18 protein-coding genes and 1 CRISPR repeat array (1 of these 19 running past the window's edge) are annotated in these 18,851 nt (G+C 64.7%); of the genes, 2 read left to right on the forward strand and 16 right to left on the reverse strand.

The window, feature by feature from the left end:
* A CRISPR array of direct repeats spans positions 1–1,107; the repeat unit is 28 nt; unit sequence GTCGTCCCCGCGCGAGCGGGGCTGGTCC (it extends 520 nt beyond the left edge of the window).
* Positions 1,108–1,269: 162 nt separating this feature from the next.
* From ACFV15_RS16300 to ACFV15_RS16365, 14 genes are all read right to left on the reverse strand, one after another.
* A complete protein-coding gene (locus ACFV15_RS16300) occupies positions 1,270–4,293 on the reverse strand; it encodes a BTAD domain-containing putative transcriptional regulator (protein ID WP_378351261.1) in 3,024 nt (1,007 codons plus the stop codon).
* Between the two features lie 12 nt (positions 4,294–4,305).
* A complete protein-coding gene (locus ACFV15_RS16305; protein WP_378351262.1) occupies positions 4,306–4,716 on the reverse strand; it encodes a pilus assembly protein TadG-related protein in 411 nt (136 codons plus the stop codon).
* The gene (locus tag ACFV15_RS16310) at positions 4,694–5,149 is read right to left on the reverse strand and encodes a hypothetical protein (RefSeq protein WP_378351263.1); all 456 of its coding nucleotides are present in this window, start codon (positions 5,147–5,149) and stop codon (positions 4,694–4,696) included. Before ACFV15_RS16310 ends, ACFV15_RS16305 begins: the two co-directional genes overlap by 23 nt.
* On the reverse strand, positions 5,146–5,532 hold the full coding sequence (locus ACFV15_RS16315; RefSeq protein ID WP_378351264.1) for a hypothetical protein: 387 nt from the start codon (positions 5,530–5,532) through the stop codon (positions 5,146–5,148). The genes ACFV15_RS16310 and ACFV15_RS16315 overlap by 4 nt, the downstream gene beginning before the upstream one ends.
* Complete coding sequence (locus ACFV15_RS16320; protein WP_378351265.1) at positions 5,529–5,738, reverse strand: hypothetical protein; 210 nt, start codon at positions 5,736–5,738, stop codon at positions 5,529–5,531. The genes ACFV15_RS16315 and ACFV15_RS16320 overlap by 4 nt, the downstream gene beginning before the upstream one ends.
* Positions 5,739–5,878: 140 nt before the next feature.
* On the reverse strand, positions 5,879–6,109 hold the full coding sequence (locus ACFV15_RS16325; RefSeq protein ID WP_378351266.1) for a hypothetical protein: 231 nt from the start codon (positions 6,107–6,109) through the stop codon (positions 5,879–5,881).
* A gap of 493 nt (positions 6,110–6,602) precedes the next feature.
* Positions 6,603–6,992 carry a type II secretion system F family protein gene (locus ACFV15_RS16330; protein WP_378351267.1) on the reverse strand — a complete coding sequence of 130 codons (390 nt, stop codon included), beginning with the start codon at positions 6,990–6,992 and terminating at the stop codon, positions 6,603–6,605.
* Positions 6,993–8,429: 1,437 nt separating this feature from the next.
* Positions 8,430–8,969, reverse strand: a complete 540-nt coding sequence (locus ACFV15_RS16335) for a hypothetical protein (RefSeq protein WP_378351268.1) — start codon at positions 8,967–8,969, stop codon at positions 8,430–8,432.
* A 703-nt stretch (positions 8,970–9,672) separates the two neighbouring features.
* Complete coding sequence (locus tag ACFV15_RS16340; protein ID WP_378351269.1) at positions 9,673–10,440, reverse strand: NlpC/P60 family protein; 768 nt, start codon at positions 10,438–10,440, stop codon at positions 9,673–9,675.
* Positions 10,441–10,650: 210 nt separating this feature from the next.
* Positions 10,651–10,914 (reverse strand): hypothetical protein, encoded by a 264-nt coding sequence (locus ACFV15_RS16345; RefSeq protein WP_378351270.1) that lies wholly within the window; start codon positions 10,912–10,914, stop codon positions 10,651–10,653.
* Between the two features lie 67 nt (positions 10,915–10,981).
* Positions 10,982–11,839 carry a hypothetical protein gene (locus ACFV15_RS16350; RefSeq protein WP_378351271.1) on the reverse strand — a complete coding sequence of 286 codons (858 nt, stop codon included), beginning with the start codon at positions 11,837–11,839 and terminating at the stop codon, positions 10,982–10,984.
* Positions 11,840–12,724: 885 nt separating this feature from the next.
* Entirely contained in the window at positions 12,725–13,123 is a 399-nt protein-coding gene (locus tag ACFV15_RS16355) for a hypothetical protein (RefSeq protein ID WP_378351272.1), read from the reverse strand.
* A 90-nt stretch (positions 13,124–13,213) separates the two neighbouring features.
* Positions 13,214–13,486: a hypothetical protein gene (locus tag ACFV15_RS16360; protein ID WP_378351273.1), complete on the reverse strand. Its 273-nt coding sequence runs from the start codon at positions 13,484–13,486 to the stop codon at positions 13,214–13,216.
* Positions 13,487–13,517: 31 nt separating this feature from the next.
* The gene (locus tag ACFV15_RS16365; RefSeq protein ID WP_378351274.1) at positions 13,518–13,826 is read right to left on the reverse strand and encodes a hypothetical protein; all 309 of its coding nucleotides are present in this window, start codon (positions 13,824–13,826) and stop codon (positions 13,518–13,520) included.
* A gap of 785 nt (positions 13,827–14,611) precedes the next feature.
* On the opposite strand from ACFV15_RS16365, the gene ACFV15_RS16370 reads away from it, so the two are divergent.
* Both ACFV15_RS16370 and ACFV15_RS16375 read left to right on the forward strand, forming a co-directional pair.
* Positions 14,612–14,821, forward strand: a complete 210-nt coding sequence (locus ACFV15_RS16370; protein WP_378351275.1) for a hypothetical protein — start codon at positions 14,612–14,614, stop codon at positions 14,819–14,821.
* Positions 14,818–16,785 carry a recombinase family protein gene (locus ACFV15_RS16375; protein WP_378351276.1) on the forward strand — a complete coding sequence of 656 codons (1,968 nt, stop codon included), beginning with the start codon at positions 14,818–14,820 and terminating at the stop codon, positions 16,783–16,785. Before ACFV15_RS16370 ends, ACFV15_RS16375 begins: the two co-directional genes overlap by 4 nt.
* On the opposite strand, the gene ACFV15_RS16380 is transcribed toward ACFV15_RS16375, so the two are convergent.
* Both ACFV15_RS16380 and ACFV15_RS16385 read right to left on the reverse strand, forming a co-directional pair.
* On the reverse strand, positions 16,701–18,641 hold the full coding sequence (locus ACFV15_RS16380) for a recombinase family protein (protein ID WP_378351277.1): 1,941 nt from the start codon (positions 18,639–18,641) through the stop codon (positions 16,701–16,703). The genes ACFV15_RS16375 and ACFV15_RS16380 overlap by 85 nt on opposite strands.
* Entirely contained in the window at positions 18,590–18,760 is a 171-nt protein-coding gene (locus tag ACFV15_RS16385) for a hypothetical protein (protein WP_378351278.1), read from the reverse strand. The genes ACFV15_RS16380 and ACFV15_RS16385 overlap by 52 nt, the downstream gene beginning before the upstream one ends.
* Positions 18,761–18,851 lie beyond the last annotated feature (91 nt).

Consider the following 18,851-nt stretch of genomic DNA (forward strand, 5'->3'; position numbering starts at 1 on the left):
GGTCCCATGAACTCGGTTGTCGTGCCAGACGGAGCGACGTCGTCCCCGCGCGAGCGGGGCTGGTCCGTTGAACTGCACCGACTCGCCGGCGTCCGACTCGACGTCGTCCCCGCGCGAGCGGGGCTGGTCCCGTGTTGGTGCCGTTCCACGTGATGCCATTGGCGTCGTCCCCGCGCGAGCGGGGCTGGTCCCCGCGTGCCCGCAGCTGCCGAACAACCTTCTCCGTCGTCCCCGCGCGAGCGGGGCTGGTCCCCACACGAGGGGTAGCTATGTACAAGCTAGAGGGTCGTCCCCGCGCGAGCGGGGCTGGTCCCGTGAGCGGACCCGCCAGGTTCACCGGCGGGGCGTCGTCCCCGCGCGAGCGGGGCTGGTCCCGTGGCGGTGAACGAGGAGACGGTGAAGGCTCTGTCGTCCCCGCGCGAGCGGGGCTGGTCCCCGGCGGATTGATTCTCCGACGACGTCTTCGAAGTCGTCCCCGCGCGAGCGGGGCTGGTCCGCCTTCCGATCTTGCGACGTTCCATGGGCGATGGTCGTCCCCGCGCGAGCGGGGCTGGTCCCGACCACACGAGCGCCGAAGACGTCGCCCTGCTGTCGTCCCCGCGCGAGCGGGGCTGGTCCGCACGATTGCGACTATGACCTGATGGGCCGGAAGTCGTCCCCGCGCGAGCGGGGCTGGTCCCGGCTCCGCCTCACCTGCCACCCGGGTCTGGGCGTCGTCCCCGCGCGAGCGGGGCTGGTCCCGTAACACCGTGCCCAGCTCGGCGGCAGGCAGTGTCGTCCCCGCGCGAGCGGGGCTGGTCCCTCCCCGTCGACGAGCCCGGACCGGAGGCAGCAGCCGTCCCCGCGCGAGCGGGGCTGGTCCCGAAGCGCAGGGGCTGGTGCGAAATCTCGCCATGTCGTCCCCGCGCGAGCGGGGCTGGTCCCTCACTCCACCACGAACGCCCCCTCAGGTAGGTGTCGTCCCCGCGCGAGCGAGGCTGGTCCCATGCGGGAGGCCGTATCTCGCGCCGAGCAGGCGTCGTCCCCGCGCGAGCGGGGCTGGTCCCTCCTTACGCGCATACGCACACACATGCACGCAGTCGTCCCCGCGAGCGGGGCCGATGATCGTGCCCGACCCGATCACCGCTGGCCGCTCACCGAGAATACTGACCACGGCCGCCGACACCAGGATGCGACTCTGTGCAAAGCCCACGACACGACCCTTAGGACCGGCGCGGGCTGGCGGCTGGTCGCGCTGGTCCGCCAGCGAGCACGACGCCTGTCCGCAGATCAAAGCCGACGAGTCGATTCGATCAGCTCAGTGGATTCCTCCGCTTGGGGTACGACCTGCGCCTGAACGTGAGACTCCAGAAGACGGCGGATGAGCTCACTGGTCTCCGGTTCCAGGTCGACGTCGAGGGTCTCGGACAACTCGGCGAGCTTGTCGGCCATTTCTCTGACTACGTTGTGGTTTCCTGCACGGTGCTCGACTCGCAGGAAGTCGCGGTAGAGGATTTCGCTGACGGGCTCGGCACGTAATCCTTGACCGAGAGCGTGACGGGCCGCGCGCAGGTTGCCGGCTTGTTGCTGGATGTCGGCAACAGTGTGGGCGACATCGACGATGGCATCGGTCATGTCGCGCTGGAGCCAGGAGCTCCACGTATAGCGACCGTGCGGGACATTGCTGAGGGGCACGCCGTCGACGAGGTCCAGCGCACGCTCGAGGTTGGCGAGCCTACGGGCGGGGTCACCATTGAGGCCGCGATGTGCAAGTTGTTGGAAATGGAGCCAATCGCACTGAATCGCCTCGGACAGACGGTAGCCGCCGTGTTTGGAGTCGTTGTTGGGGACGTAGAGCTCACCGTCGAGGTCGCGACCGAGCCAGGTGCGCAGACGCGAAATGTAACCCTGTCGTGTGGCCTGGGACCACGGCTGGGCACCGGTGCCCAGCTGACGAGAAATTTCGTCAGCTGTCGCACCTGGGTGCAGCGCGAGGAACACGGCGAGTTCGGTGAGGCGGTTGACCTTCCGTGCTTCGACCGTTGTCACGTCGACGTTCTTGAGCCCGACCGATCCGAGGACTTGGATCAAGGGAACCACGGGATCAGGCCAATCTGCCGTGTCGCACTCTGGTGCCGTTGTCTCGGCGACGAGCAGTTCGTCGGTATTGAGTGGTTCCGGAATGTCCTCGGGCTCGGTAGGGACATTGCGGTATTCCTCGGCCGGGGCCTGGACCGCGTTGTCCGCAGCCGCGAGCGCCGCGACGAGCTCATTCACATGTGCCGGGGTGAGGCGTTGGAGCTCGACGTCGAGGCCGAGCGCTTCGACCGGGGTGGGGTTGGTCGAGAGATCAAGTTCCCAGGCTCCGGTGAGCGGGTGTGCGTCGTCAGCGGCGGTGATGATCGCGGCCAGACTCTTGACGGGACCACCCGTGGCGATCAGCGCGAAGAGCCGGTCCTGTTGGGAACGAGAAAAGGGACAGGCGGACAGGATGATGTCCGGGGTCCAGGTGTCTTCAGCTCGATTGGTGCCACGAGCTTGCGTGACGGAATCGACGCCCGCATCGCGCAGGCCTTGGGCGACGTCATGAGCGCGACGTTCGAATGCATCCAGCGCATCGTCGACGGTGGCGGCATAACGCAGGCGGTCGGGATTGTGTGCGGCCGTTGTCTGGCCGACCCCGACAAGGGTCACCACGATGTGGTCGGCCCATGGTGAAGCCGACAGTTCCCACGCCATGGCAAGCAGGACCGCGTCGACGTCGGCACCGTCGCCGCGGAGCACGATCGCGCCAGCGTGTTCGAGGTTGACCAGGACGAGGTCGCGGTCGCGGGTGTGTCCGAGGGTGATTAACGCCGGGTACGGAGCGGGGGTGGCGCGGACCTGCTCTGGTTTCAGCAAGGCTGCTGCGGGGTCAAGTGTCCACGCGTCCCGCGAACGCCGCTGCGCCTTGAAGGGCGCTGGTGGCCTGGCTGGATGCTGTGGATGCAGGGTGAGCCCGGCAGGACCGGCGATGGCCGACCGGATCACCGGGAGTTCGTGGCTGTCCTCGTGGGCGTGGTGAGCGAGGGTACGCAGGGAGGTGTTCAGCAGCTGTGCGATCTCGGGTTGTTCAGCGATTCGGAGAGCGGTCTCGGCGTCGCCGAGTGTCTCGGGGTGCGGGATGCGGTGGCCGGGTCGACGGCGGCGTTGGGCGAGCATGCGGCGGGTACCGAGGGTTGCGAGGATTCCCGCGGCCAGCAGCCCGCCCACCATGATCACAGAGGTGGATACGCCGTCGTCTGCCGCAGCAGGCTCCACTCCGGAGGTCGAAGGCGTCGCGACCGGAGGCGCAGGTGTGCTACTCGGCGGGAAGGCCGGAGAGGCCGGATCGGTCGGCGGCCTTTCGTCAACTGGTTGCGCTGGGGGTGCACAGTTCGGCGCGACCGGTTTGGGCCCGTCGACGGACCGCGCGATCGAACTTGATTGTGGTGCCGATCCTCCACCCGCGGGCCGAGCGGCAGTAGGTAGCCGCACCACGGCGCCGGGGTAGATGCGGTCGGGGTCGGTCAGCGGATGTCCGCCAGGCTGGGGTCGGTCTTTGTTGAGAGTGAAGATCTCTTGGTAGCGGCGCGAGTCACCGAGGTGGTCGCGGGCGATCTTGGACAGAGTGTCGCCGATGCGCACGGTCACTTCGCCACACGGCGACCGGTCGCCATCGGCGGGCAGAACAAGGATCCAGCCGGGCTTGAGCAGACCCAGATCGCGCAAGAGTCCACCATCGGCCTGACGACGGCTCTTGTTGAGTTCGAAGATTTCGCGAAACCGGTTTTCATCGCCGAGTCGGTCCGCAGCGATGCGCATCAACGAGTCGCCGGGCACGACTGTGTGGGTCGGCTGTGACTCCGAGGGCGGTGCTGGGGCCGGTATGTCGCTGGCCACGAACGGCGTACTGACTACAGACTCAGCGGATTCCTGGCCAGAGTCGGCCGCCGCCGTCGCGGTTCCGGCGAGCAGTCCGAGGAGCACGGCCGCGACGAGTCTCTGTGCCCACCCGAAACCAGGCAGCCGCGGAGCACGGACACCACGCGCACGGGCGATGATCTCGACAGCGAAGGCGATTACCAGTTGCAGCCAGGCAAGCAGTCCGGCGAGTACTAGGACAGCAAGGAAGACGTGGCCGGTGTCGCGGTCGGTGAGCCGGCCGGCTAGCTCAGCTGCATTGGGGATGTGGTCGGGCAGGAAGGTCGAACGGGTTGTCCACAACACGGCCGGCGGAGCTGCAAGCACGAGGGCCAGGACTGCCGCGGTCGCAAAGATTCGGATGATCCGCATGAGCTGTCCTCCTTATCCGGCCGAGATCAGGTCGGCGGTGCCATAGCCGTGGACGGTGTGTTCGGCTATGCCGATCATGCTCAAAAAGACCGTCCGCTCGGTGATCGTCGTGTCGACCACGATGCGGTTGCCCTGTACCGAAACCACACCGGTCGCACCGGCGCCGGCGAGGTAGTTGCGAGCTTCGGTGGCAGCCATCTCCGGATTGACGGTGGCATCCCGACCTGCTGCGAGCGCTTGAGCGCGCAGCGCTTGCCCACCGGCACGAGCAGCTTCCTCAGCTATAGCAGTGGCGCGGGAGTGAGCTTGGGCTTTTCGGCTGCCGTCGACAGCCCCGCCGATCGCGATCGCGAGGGCTACGCTCAAGCCGATCAGCCAGACCGACGCCGAGCCTCGATCATCACGCAGAAGCTGCAGTCTCATCGGCGAACTCCATACCGATCGATCGGCGATCGGAACTCGGACTTGCCGTCCTGGCACCGCCGATTCCCGGTATCAGTAAGTCACTGAGCTGGATTTCGCAGGTGACCACCGCGGTGACATACCCGGTCTCGCCGAGGGGTTGGGCGAAGTCACGGGTGTCGATGGCGACATCGAGTGCCGCGCAGGCGAGGTGTTGGGTGGCAAGAACGTCGCGAGCCCGTTGCCGGGCGGTAGCGGCGGCAGCCTCGCCATCGCGGGCGATAGAGGCAGCACGGGCTGCGGAGCGAGCAGCCTCATCGACGGCCGCTTCCGCGGTCTCGATTCGCATCGCGGCCAGTACAAGTCCAAAAAGGAGGATGAGTGCCGACGCACCAATGGCTACCTCCACGGTCAGGTCACCACGTTCGCCGTGTTGCAGCGCACGGCGTCTCATGATGCGAGCTGTTCGATCGGCGCTGACGCGGTCTGGCTGACTGGGAATCGCAGAAACGGCACGAAGGAGGCGGCGTCCGCGCTGACGGTCACGGTGACGTTCTGGCCATCACTGGATGCGGAGGCCGCGACGTTGGTGAGCCAGCCGACCGTCACGCGGCTGGTGTAGTCGCGGGCTCGGGTTTCAGCGGTCACAGTGTCGACCGGTGGAAGCCTCGCTGCGTTGACACCGTCGCGAGCCGCCTCCAGCGCGACGTTGCTGCCGAGGAACACCGCGACGGCCTGGAATACGGCCCAGGTGAACAACAGCAGCGCGCTGAAGACGTAGACCGCGGCGAGGTTCTCGTCGCCGCGTTCGCCATGCAGCACGGCGAGGCGGTTCATTGGCCGCCGATCAGCGGTAGTTTGCCGTTGACGAACGCGGTGACCGCTGCGGCAATCAGCGTGGCGACGGTGACGCCGAGGACGGCGTAGAACACCTTGGTGATGTTCTCGTCGCCGCGTTCGCTCTCACGGGCGAACTGCGCGCGGCGCTCGTGTAGGACCTGGCCGAGGGCCAGCGTGGCGAGGTAGAGCTTCGTGATGAGCATGATCTTCTCCTTTATCCGCCGAGCAGGGTGTAGATACCGGGGAAAGCCAAGAAACCGATGAAGGCCAGGCCCATGACGGCGACCGGCATGTCCATGCGGTCGGATCGGATCGACGACCCGACCTTCTGCGCGGCGAGTTGCTACTGGGCGAGGGAAGATGCCTTGGCGCGCAACGTGTCCACGATGCTTGCTCCGCCCTGTCCGGCGTTGGTGATGATGTGGCCGAGGTCTTTGAGCTCGCGTACGCCCATGGATTCCGAGAGCCGTTGCAGGCCGTCCCACGGCATCTCGCCGCGCAAGGCGGCTTCGTCGATGGCGATCTGGATGCGCCGGAATCCCCAGCCCGATCCGAGCAGGGCGGGGTAACGCATCGCCTCGGCGGGCCCGCGGTCGCCGAGGCGTCCCAGTGCGACGAGCTGGCAGTAGGAGGCGAGGGCGCCTTTGAACGCCGCGCGCGCGTCACCTTTCCTTTGAGCAGCACTGGCGGCAGCGTCCAGCCGGCGAAGGCGGCGCCGAGGGACGCCATGCCGGTGAGGAATGGGGGCGGTGCGACGTCGGCGAGCGCCAGGATCCATGCCAGGAGCGGAATCCACAGGGCGCCGCCGAGGGCGAAGCCGATGCGTTGCAGTACGAAGGATTCTCGAGGCAGCCCGACGAGATCGAGGTCGGTGTCAGGCACGGTGAGCCGAAGTCGGCCCGCCAGCTGCATGACCCGGTTCGTCGAGCCGCCCGCGGTGACGGCGAGCAGATCGCGGTCGCGCAAGACGTCGCTCAGGCGAGGCCGGAACGGGACGAAGGCGGCCACCACCAGCGTGAGCCCGGCGGCGGTGCCGATGGCCAGCAGGATCAACAGCGCGAGGGGGTTCACGGTTTCCTCCCTGGGCTTGAAACGAGGAAGCGCGGCGCACGGGGCTCGATCCCGAGCCGGCGCAGCCAGACTGCGGAGCCGCCGACCATGGCGAGAATGACGGCGAGGACGAACTGGCCGATGGCGGTGTTGTACGCCGAGATGTAGGTGGTGCTGCCGAACACGGCGAAGCCGGTGAACATGGCCGCCCACATGCCGAGCAGGATTCGTGCGGTCGAGCGGCGGCGGGCGCGTTCGGCTTCGGTGGCGCGGCGCGCGGTGACTTCCTCGGCGACCTGCGTCGCGAGGGTCTTGAGGAGGTCGGCGACGCCGGATCCTTGCTGGTAGGCCACGCAGAGTCCGGCGGCCGCGGCGTCGCCGATCTGGTCGTCGAACGCGAGGAGCACGGCGGCACTTCATGTGCGGAGCCTGCGATGGCGCTGACCAGGCCGATGTTGCCTGGCCCCATGACGTCGGCGAGGTGGCGAAGCCCGCTCTCAAGGGCTTCGAGCCGTTCCGATCATGCCTGCTGTGAACAAAACCACGAGAGTCAGACGACGAGCACGGCGACGCCGGCGACCGGCCAGCCTGTCAGTGCCGACGATCACCGCGAGCGGCCAGCGCAGGTGAACGTCTCGTCGGGATCGGGGGGCCACCACACCGAGACCGGCCTCCGCCAGGACGCGGGCTTGCCTCGGCCGTAGAAGCCTGCGACGACGAGTGCGAGGCCACCCCGAAACCGGCGCCCAGCACGGCGAGAACGAGTTCAGGCATCACGGACCCTGGGCTGGTCGGGCACCCAGCCGCCGTCGCCTCCCCTGGTCAGCCAGTTCCGGCCGAATCCGGCGCGTTCGTAGTCGGCGATGTCGGTCGGCAGGTTGCCGATGGGTCGCTATCTCAACAACGCGACCGGCCCGTTCCGGCGGCGGGAGGCAGTTCTCCTCCGTGTCGCGGTGGATCTCGGGGGGGGGCGTATTGAACTCAGGAGCGGAGGTGGTGGGAACGTAAGTATCGGTGGAGCACGAAGACCGCGATCCCGATCGCGAGTGGTGTCACCCACCACACCGCGGGTTACGTCAGGACGGAGCCCATATGGAGCGCCTACGGCACTGTCCCAGGACATTAACCCGCAGGTCATGCCAGCAGGGAAGGGGTCGGTTTTACGAGCAAGGCTGTCCCACCAGCCTAGACCAGCGTAAGCCTGGGAAGTGGCGAGGAAGTCGAGCGACAGGTCTAGAGCAGCCAGATTCAGCCCCACGTACATCTCGGCTCGAAGGTCTACACACGCGACATGCACACTAGGGTCACCGTTTGATGCAAGCAGCGGGCTCGCGAAGAACGCAGGTCGCGGTCGCGGTCGCGGTCGCGGTCGCGGTCGCGGAGATAGCTTAGCCAGCCTGGCGACCCGCAAACGGCAGTGCTGGCATGTCTCATGCCAAGCCCAATAGCCCAGCCCGGCGTGATGCATCCTCCTCAGTGACGCACGCTCAAGCTATTACGACGTAGCCTGCTTACACTGTGAGAGCGATGCTCGCACAGCCTGCTTTGCCAGTACTGATAGGAGTAGCCATGCTGGACGGACGGAAGCCCTCGTTTGACCTAACAGAGCTATCGGGCTGTCCGGAACGTGAAGCGAAAGAGCGCTGCGAGGCCGACGGCTTCACCGTTCAATTGCTTGACCTCGGCCATTCGCCGACCGCAAGTCTCGACTACAGGCCTGGCCGAATTCGGCTGCTCACCAGGCAAGGAAAAGTAGTAGAGGCACGTCAGGGTTAGCAACATAACCGGATACACAAAACCAACGTGGCTCCTTGTCGATTATTCGACAAGGAGCCACGCTTGCGTCAGCGAGTCATCGGTGTTACGTCAAGGGCATCCGCAACGGCTTCAATATTGTTGTGGAAAACAGTGTGGAAGCAGAGCCTCGGCATTTCCATCGCGCCGGGACTGCAAGGAGCCTGACTATCGATATATCCGGCAACGATCATTCCGGTAGCAATGACAGCGTCACCGCGAACGGTGAAGCTCGCGCCGCCACTATCTCCTTCTCCGGCACTACCGTGATAGTCGATGGATGAGTTTTCTGTCACGTATCCCGGCCCTGTGCCACCATCGGACCCATTGATGAATGAGTCAGTAGCGGCAACACGAGTTGGGCAGACTTCTCCGCTGTACGCACCGCTGTCACACACATACTCACCAATAAAAGGGTCGCTCCAGTCGTTAACCGGATATCCAAATCCACTCTTCCAGTCTCCACCGTAGACGAGAGGCCCATAGGTCAACCCCTGCCCAAGAAGGAGCATTGAATCTGTCTGCGTGTCCCGCCGTGATTCGAAACCATAAATATCCTCGCCAAGCACCGTCGTCCAGGTGCTTGCCACGATTCACATTGCCGAAAGCCCCCCAGCGCCAGCCTTAGTGCTACCAGCCGCGAACAACCTCCGCGAAGTAGACGTCCTTTAGCTTGGCTCACCACCAGACTGATCGCATCGGCCAACCGGGTGATGATCAGAGTTCAAGTCACACTTACATTCCACCCGGCCGCGCCCACCCGCAGCCGAGACGAGGCAACATGCACAAGGCAACCAGCAAGCGACCGGAGACTGACTACATAGCACAGTCTCCATCGCAACACGCCTTGCAACCGCCTACCCTCGTAACCGCATCGCCTCACGTCGCCATCGCTACGGTTGCGCAATCCGCAACACAACACTGCGTCGGGCTACCGGCGATATCCACCGAGTGCGCGCGGTCAGTTCGGCGGACAGACTATGAAGTTCTCCAAACCGCCCTCAGGTCAGGCAATAGCAATGTGTTTCAAATCCAGAACGGGCGTCCTTTGTGTAGGTGTTGTACCTCCCCCTCGCCCCTTCAATACGTTTGGTTGGCGGGGTCAGTCGCCTTCGAAGTCGATGCATCAGTGTTGCCGACGTTCCTCACCTGTGAGCTTGCCCTCGCTGCCCGAACTCGCGGGCCTGGGCTAACGCAGTGACTGGCTTCAATTCAAGAGACGGACGCCGCCCGCGTAGTCAGCGAGGTTAAGGTGGTCGATGCGGACGACGGTGCCGAAGTAGGGTGCGTTGATCATCTGTCTGTTGCCGAGGTAGATCCCGACGTGGTGGATGTTGCCGGGCTGTAGAACACGAGATCCGCTGGACGCAGTGCGGCGAGGCCTTGTTCGCGGGGTATTCGGGTTCCGGTGGTGAACTGGATTCTGCTGCTGTGGGCGAGCGTGATTCCGACGCGTGCGTAGGCGTAGAGGGTGAGGCCGGAGCAGTCGAAGCCGCCTCCGCTGGGTCCGTTGGCGGTGCCGCCGCCCCAGATGTAGGGCACGCCGCGCTGGGCCATCGCCGCGTCGATCACGGTCTTGGCCGCGCCGACGGCGTCGACGGCGGTGCCGGGTTGCAGTTGGATGGCGTCGTAGCCGCGGATGTTGGCGATGACCTGCTCAACGTAGGCCGCGCTGTGGTTGTAGTCATACACCGCGGCCCGCAACTGACCCTCGTCGGCAAGGTTTCGGGCGCCGGTTCCGCACAAGAGTGCGGCGGCGCCGAGTGCGGCGTCGAAGGCGTTGTGCGGGTTGCGTTGCCCGTCTCCGTTGCCGTCTTGGGCGACGGTGGCCCAGGTGGTGGTCAGGAACTGAAATGGACCGACCGCGCCGGCGAAACTTCCGTCCGGATTGCGGATCGGGGTGCGGTTACCCCCGACGCCGGATCCGTCGAGTAGCGGGCCCTGGATCGGCGGCGTGATGTCCCCGTTCGGCGCGATCGTGCGGCCGGCCGCGTGCCGGGATTCGACCTGCGCGATGCTGGCCAGGATGGACCGCCCGCACGTACATCTCGGCCCAGCCACGCGGATCTCGCTGCACCTGCTCTACCGCGGTCGGCGCCGTCTGCTGTACCGGCCGCAGCAGAACCAGCGCCAGCACGGTCACAAGCGGACCAGCTACCACCACACACCACGCGGCGAGTCGCCCGCCGCGGCGCACGACCGACCGGCGCAACGACTCGACATCGGCGTCCGGAAGCAACCGAGACCCGGTCTCGCTACCCGATCGCCGTCTCATCGTGTCTCGTCCTCACGGCTCGAATCGAGACCAAGCACGAGACACAGCCGGGACCGCAGTCTCGCGTCAGTGCGACCGGCCATGGCGTCCAACGCGTCGCACGCGGGGAAGCCGACCTCCTCGAGGAACTCCCGCAACTCGACATAGAGCTGACGATCGATCAGCGAGACCGCCAGCCGTGCGGCCAGGTCCCGCGCATGAATACGGGCGCGGGCGATCGCCGTTTCATCGGGATCGAGTGCGATACGGGAACCGGTCACAGGTGCTCCAACCCTCCGGGTGCGGACTGCTTATGCCCAGACACGCACTCCGCACCCGTCGTCTGATTCACCCCAACCACGACCTCCTGCCACCACAGAAGTCGTGGGCGGCAGCAGCCAGTTGCTCGACCGCGCGCTGACGTTGGCGGGTCGTTGTCGGCTGGCTCATTCCCAGCTTCTTGCCGACTTTCCGATCTGCGACCACGCCGCCCGAGCCAATCTGCTCTCCGAAGTAGCGCTCGGCCAGAATCGCCGCGGCCTTCTCATCCAGGCATTTCTGCTCAAGCGCCCATGACAGCAGCTCCAGCAGTTCCTCGGACGCGCCGAGTTCTCCAGGTTGATCGCGGACCTGACTGGCGAGCGCGGCATCGTCCAAACTGACCACGTCCGCTGCGGCCTGGCAGTAGTCGACGCCAAAGGACCGCAGAACGGCCCGCTGTGTGTCCCTGACCAAGTTGGCCGCGACACAATTGCGCCGCCGCAACGGGTAACAGCGCACCTTCTCCCAGAGATGGCCGATCACCACGGCCTGGATGTCTCGGTTGCTCTCGCTCGTCGAGACCCCGGCTCCCGTCACACCACGGCGAGTCCCGCACGTGAACGCGGCGGCGCGGGTGGCTCGGATGACGCGGCCCACGATGCCGGGTACCGCCGGCACCATCGCGTTCATCACCACATCGGTCGCGAGGTTCCCCTCATCGTCCGCAGTGGCCGCACGCCGCAGCAGGTTATGGAGCACCACGTCGTGGCGCGCGTAGTTGTCGCTCCGCAATACCTCGGCCAGCTCAGCGTGGCCTGTGATTCCCGCCAGCTCCGGATCTCGCGCCGACCACGCCTCGAGCGCGCCATCGAATCGGGTGAGCGAACGCGGGTTGGTGAAATGGGCCTGCAACGCTGACAGGGGACTGTTCGAACAGGTGGACATGATCGAGGCCTTCCGAGTGGCAACAAGATCGCCACAGCCTCGAAATCACCCCTTGGCCATTTGCTGGGCCAGATCCTTGCCCCTGCCTAAGGGCAAGCATTACTTCACCCGTGTGGGTTATATGTTCTGGTCTATTGCACCGTCTGCGAACCGGGAAGGGTTCGTCATGGTGATATTGAAGGACAGAACGACAGCGAAGAGCCACACAAGAAAGGTCGGCGCGGCCGTGACCGCGGTCGCGGGGATGATTTTCGCGGCGGCTCCGGCCGCCGCCACCGCCTACCCCACCAGCACCTTCTCGATTGTGTATGGGGCGAGCTACTACAAAGGCACGGTCACCTGGTACAACCGGAGTGTTGGCGTCGACGGAGCGTTCAAGGCCACCGGGTGCCGGCAGGTCTACGCGAAGGCGTATCGAGGCAGCGGCCTTCTGGACAGCAACCACTCCAACGTCTGGTGTAACAACTCGGGGACCGCAGCCCCTCCCCCTGAAAGCAGACGTCGTCGGCGGGGCCGACAAGGTCTGGGTTTACATGCTCGACGACGCGTCCACGTATCTCGTCGGACAGGCCTGCTACCGCGGCGTCAGCGCCTGCGTTTGACGGGCTCCCGGCGGGCAGCAGACAACGCCGAAAAGTCGAGGCCGTGCCGAGACCACGCAGGGGCGCCGAATCCGCCAAGTAGGTCAGGACAACTCAGTGACCGGCCGTCCGGACCTGCTTGGCGGACCACGAGTCAGGAACCCTGCCCGCAATCTTCACCGGGGCACGACAGAGAGATCAACCCGCGTAGCCAGCATCGCACTGCAGCATTGGCGACGACGGCGCACCAGGTCAGAATGCGTGCAGCCGACCAGGATTTCCTGGCAGTTCCAGCGCACCGAGCCTATTCGCTGTCGTCGTTGTCGGATCCTGCCCAGCGACGCGTACCGCCAAGCCGTTGGTACCGCTGGCGCATGCCTTGCCGAGACAGGCCACAGGCAGCACCGAGGGAGTCGAAGTTCTCTCCACGGTCAAGGGCGGCTTCGATGAGCCGGATCTCACTGGCGTCGAGGTCCTCGCGGACCTGCGGGACGAGGCGCATCGCAGCGATCACATCATTCGCGGTGACCTCATCGACGGTCGGCAGACCGGCAGACCGACGGTCCGTGTCCTGCTCTGCAGAGCCGACTGAGCAGGCGCTGGTCATCTCGACCAGCGGCCACAGGCCGGGATGCTCCTGCTCACGTGCACTCGGCGGCATGAAGCGCTTGAGCTGGGTGACCAGTTCGTATTCCTCGTCCATGGTGAGACGGTTCGCGTTCCTTGGCATGCTCGACAACATAACGTTGTCGAGCATGCCAAGTCAACTGCGAACTAACTCGCCAGGTCAGCCTCAGTCAGTGATGCCATCGTCGACGTAGAGCGCATAACGGTTGCCACCCTCCGAGACGCAGTACCAGCCGGTCGACCGCGGATTGGCAGCATCGTAGGCAACACCGTAGACGGAACATTCCTCGTATCCATTGTAGACGCCGTACCTGAAGTACGACTCAACTCCGGCAGAGTTCGCAGGCGACACACTGGCCGCCGACGCGAGACCGCCACCAAATACAAGCGACATGGCCACCGAGAAAAAGAGAGCGGCGCGCATTACCATTTTATTCATCGTATCCCCCTCAGGATATACAGCCTACCTACTACTTTTCATCCAAATAGAGCTTCCAAATAATTCCCTGCATCTGACAACGGTAGGCGCGAAAATGCCAAGGCTCCTCCCTCAGATACTTATTTCCCGCGTCGACACACTGCCCTTCGGACGCGTACGTCCCCCACGGATACCAATCCTCGACCGACGCAGGTTCCGGCGAACTCGCAAAGACCGCACCGACCAAGGAAGTACTGTGAACAGCGGCAATGCCCGGGCTCGCAGCCGCCGAACCAGCTGACCCCAGCACGCCGAGGCTGAGCGCGCCAGCAACCAACGCACCTCGCTGGATAATATTCACACTGAACCTCCCCTACTACAGGAGAGAGCCCCAGAGTGGCAGAGTAAACCTTCTACGCGACTGACTATAGACGCACGCGCATCCGGCGCGCTCGCGCGAAGTGCAGCCCGCCGCAACATTGCATATATCGCGAGGCCAAGCTCGACCACCTCGTCATCTGAAGCCCTCCCCGACTTTTTGATAACAAAGTTGATCATGCCGACCATGTGCAACCAACGCAACACCCATTCGGGTGAAGCCGGTTTCTGGTTGCATCACCCAAATCGCGACTTCTGCGCTTATAAGGAAGCAGACCTGCAACCTCTGCGATTCCGAACACGCATCCAGCCGCAGTGACAACCGACTCCGCAGGCCACCGCTGGTTGAACGTCCGCACGCGCCACGCATGCGCACCAGCACCAAGTCAAAACCTGCAGGCAGAGCCGACCAGTTGGGATCGACACCTCGCTGCCACGCGAAGCCTCTCCAACGCTCGGTTGCCCGGTCGGGCGACTCCGGGAGACACTCCGAGTATCGAGACGTCGGCCTGGTCTCGTAGCAGTCTCGTTTGTCTCGACTTGCAGGTCTCATCGTCTCATCAGGTCTCGCCGCCCAGACTGTTCGCCTGCTTGGGCTAGGAATCGTCAGTCGATTCAATGAATCAAACGGTATCTTCGAAACGCATGTCTCCTTCAGAGCATCCACGCCGAGACTCACCGAGATCCAACGAGACGACTTGCCTTACTGCACAAGGCTTCTGGTCTCACGTCACCGGGAGAGTCGGTCTGCCGACAAGGAGCCATGCCATGCACGGTGACGCCCCCGACCATGCAGTCTGGTGTTACGATCAGCCACGCAGAAACGGCGCGGCTCTCAAATTCTCTGGCTATATCCGCCAAATCCACGGCGCCGAAGCTGAACGTCTCAGCGGCCGACTCGCCACCGTGATCGGCGATCTTCTCCGCTGGGCCGACGAACGATCCCGTCAGGAATCCACGGAGGACGAACCGGCATGACAGAGCCCGGCCAGACCATTTCGTCGCTCTTCGAGCAGGCGCAGCTCACAGCGGCGGCGTTGACGCCCGTGACGGCTTCTGGCCCGTCTGGGCTGTCGGACTACGCGGTCTCGCCTCTGGGGATGCCCGCCGCGCTGCTGCGCGACGAAGTGCGGGTGGCGTTTCTCGGCAGGACATCCACCGAGGACCAACAGGACCCGCGCCAGTCCATGCTGCGCCAACTCGGGAACTGTAAGCCGGCGATCCCCGAGTCTTGGGTGATCGTCGCTCACTTCTACGACGTCGAGTCCGGGCGAATGGATCTCGACGCCCGCGGCCACGGCGACAACTACGAGCGATTCGACATCCCGATCGCCCGCGACGGCGGAATCGCGGACCTCCTCGACGAGGCCACGCGCGCCGACCGTCGATTCGACGTGGTGATCTGCGAAGGAATCAGCCGCGTCGCCCGCCGCGCCTTCGAAGGCCTCTCGGTAGAGCGTGCGCTCGACCTGGCTGACGTCCCCCTCTTCGCCTCGAACGAACCGATCATGTTGTCGGGCAGCCGGGCTCAGCGGATCTTGCAGCGCAGGATCAACCAGTCGGTAGCCGAGTACGAGGTCCTCAACACCCTCGAAATGTCCTGGGGCGGTCTCTGCACCCATGTCCGCGAAGGCTGGAACATCGGCAAGCCGCCGTACGGATACCGAGCCAAGAGTTTCCGCCACCCCAACCCGGTCAAGGCCGCCAAGGGACTCACCAAGTCCAGACTGGAGCCGGACGGGCTCGCCGCTGAAACAGTCACCCAGATCGCCTTGTGGCGGTACCACGAGCAACTCGGCTATGGCGAGATCGCCGACAAGCTCAACGCCGACCCAACGAAGTACCCGCCACCCGCGCCCACCAACAAGGCCCGCGCACGCGGCGCATGGGGCAAGACCACGGTGTACGAGATCCTGAAGAACCCCAAATACACCGGCTACCAGGTGTTCAATCGCCGAGCCCGCCGATCACGAGGCGGCAAGGTGAATGATCAAGTCAAATGGGTCTGGTCCGTTGAGCCCGCACACTCGCCCCTGATCCCCAAGCAGCTGTACGACCAGCTGAACGCCCGATCACAGGCCAACCGCGGGTCCCGGCCCGGCAACGCCCCCAACAGCCATCCCGCCACGAAGCGCACGTACTTGTTCCGCAGCAGAGCCTTCTGCGACTGCAACCGTCGCATGGAGGGCTGTATCCGGCACGATGCGCCTTACTACAAGTGCGCGCCACGCAACAACAACCGCGGACGTCCCGATAAGTGGGTCGGGCATCCCAAGACGGTCTACATCAGGGAGAACGCGCTGCTCAACGCGGTCGCAAGGTTCTTCGCCGACCGCGTGTTCGGCCCCGAGCGCCGTGAACTCCTAGCCGCAGACCTCAACCAAGTCGATGACCGAGCCACCCTCGCACGCCAGGCGGAACGAGAACGCCTTCAGCGGCTGCTCGCTGAGCTTGAACGGAAACAGGCCGGTGTCCTCCGCCAGGCTCAGGACGGCGATCCAGGCGACCCGTTCACCAAGGCGCTGCGTGGCAGCTACAACGACCTGGAAGCCCAAAAGAGCACGCCGCTCACCAGACTCGCCGAGCTCGACGCCGCGGACAAAGCAGACCCGACCCAGCTTCCCAGCACCGAGGACGTGGCGTTGCTCGACGCGCTCCCCTACCTCGCGCTCAACCTCGCTAACGCACCCGAGCCGCAGCTCCAAGCCCTGTCCGAGGCCACCCAGCTCGAGATCAGGCTCCACGACGACACCGACCATGTGACAATCACTATCCGGCTACCAGCCAAGCTGGTGCCCGAGATCGCCCACACGGCCGAAAGGATCAGTGACCCCATGTCCGCACAAGAAGTGCCTGCTCAGCGGGCAGACAGCGCTTGTGTGGATGCTGTCCGTGCCCCCGACAGGGTGGCCCGCAAACCATCATCAATAAGGGACGTCTGACCTGCGTTCATCGTAGGGGCCTCCTGTGTCGCGAGCGGACTGCTCGTGGATGGGAACGGAATGACGTTCGACTTCTTGATCGCCTGGTTCACTGCGGCGAGGCTCGCCCCGACGAGGGTGATCCTGCAGGTAACCAAGCGAGTGTCGTGGTTGTAGCGGATCTCGAGCCGTAGCGCTTCGAACAGCTGCCGGGTCAACTCGTCCGGTAGTCCGCCCAGCTTGATTTCCCCAGTGGGAAGCAGCGGGAGGAGGGCTGGGTTCGGCGCCTTGCGCCGCCCCTCCTCCACCTCGTCGAGCTGGGCTTCAAGTGTCGTCCGTTGGATTTTCAGCTCGGCGCGTCGCTCGTTGACGTCGCGGATGAAGTCTTGATCCACATCCTCGGCCACTTCGAGGGTGCGAAGCAGGTTCTTGCCTTTGGCCTGGTTGTCCGCGATCGCACGTCGAAGCGCCTGGATACGGGCGGTTCGTTCGCCTTCGGCGGCCTCGTCGAGCGTCTTGAGGTTGAGTTCAAGAAGGTCCTGGCGGTAAGTACCGAAAACCCTCGTCGACAGGAAGGTTTCAAGCATGTCGAGCAGGACATCCTCGCGGACCCGACAGATCGTCGGATGTCCCTCCGGCCGCCACGCCTTCTTCGGACCGCACGCGTAGTAGCGGTTCGCAGTCGGGGTGTTGCCGCACATCCGCCGCCCACACAAGTCGCAATAGACGAAGCTGCGCAGCGGATACACCAGCTTGGCTTGGGGGTCCTTGCTCTTCCCAGGCGTCGTGCGCGAACGCTCGCGGTGCGGCGCCACTTGCTGGGCCTGCACGAACGTCTCCAGGTTGACCAACGCCTCGTGCGTGGGTTTCGACGACCAGACCCACTCGCTGGTCGGGTTGATCCTGTTCTTGCCGTTGCCCTTGCGCGCGAACCGGTTCCACACCATGTGACCGGTGTGCTTGGGGTTGGTCAACACCTCGCGGACATTGGAGTAAGTCCACATACCGACAGCGCGGGATGGGTCGACCGGCGTTGGCGGCGGGTTGGTGACCAAGTCCTTGTTGAGCCGATCCGCAATGGCCTGGTAGCCGAGACGCTCGTCGACGCGCCATCCGAACACTTTGCGGACGACCGCGCTTTCAACTTCGTGCGCCTTCAGCTTGGTCTTCTTCAGGCCCTTGGCCCGTTTGGCGGGCACGGGGTGCTTGATGTGCTCGGCGCGATACCCGTACAGGGCCTTGCCGACGTTGAATCCCTGGTCGGTATGGGTCTCGAACCCGTCCCAGCTCTTCTCCAGCATCTCGGTGACGTACCACTCGGCAACACCTTGCTTGACGCGACGAGTCAGGACTTGTGTCGCGGTCTTGGCGCGACGACCGGTCCGGCCAAGCCGAACACCTTCGTCGACTGCGACCACGAGGATCCCGTGCTGCTCAAGCTCGTGCTCGATCTGGGTCCCGATGTAGGTCCGGCGCGCGAGACGGGAGATGTCTTCGCAGATGACAACATCGAACCGTCGGTCCGGGCGGGCGGCTTCGTCGAGGAGTTCCTGGATGCCGCCATCGCGCGGGATGGGGATCTCGAACATCTCGTGGGCCCGGCTCTCGCTGCGTGCGGCAGCTTCCTTGCGGCCAGACTCGATGTCGTAGAAGTGAGCGGTGACGACCGCGTTCTCCGGCAGAGCGAACAGGCAGTTCTTCAACTGACGCGGGAGCGAAAGAGTCGGGTCCTGTTGGTCGTACGTCGAGGTGCGGCCAAGGAAGGCAACCCGTATGACGGCTGACTCGGCCAGGATCACCGGTCCGGCGAGCGGATGCTGCCGATCTACGCGGCGCGGTCCTGCCCAATCTCGGATTGCTTCCGGGCTGTCAGCCATGCCGTCACCTCCCGCAGCACTCTCGCTTGCGTCAGCGCCAGCTGCTTCGCGTCGGTGCCGTCGGCAACACGGATTTCGAAGTTGGCATGGAGTCCGCCGTCGATGGCGATGGAATCCACGAGCCTGGGCTGTGAGGTGTCGTCACCTGTCACCGCCATACTGGCCCTTTCGATCGAGTAATCCTTATTCGATACTCGCGCTGACAGGGGG

Origin of the sequence: Amycolatopsis sp. NPDC059657, assembly GCF_042734395.1 — a bacterium.
GTDB lineage: Bacteria > Actinomycetota > Actinomycetes > Mycobacteriales > Pseudonocardiaceae > Amycolatopsis.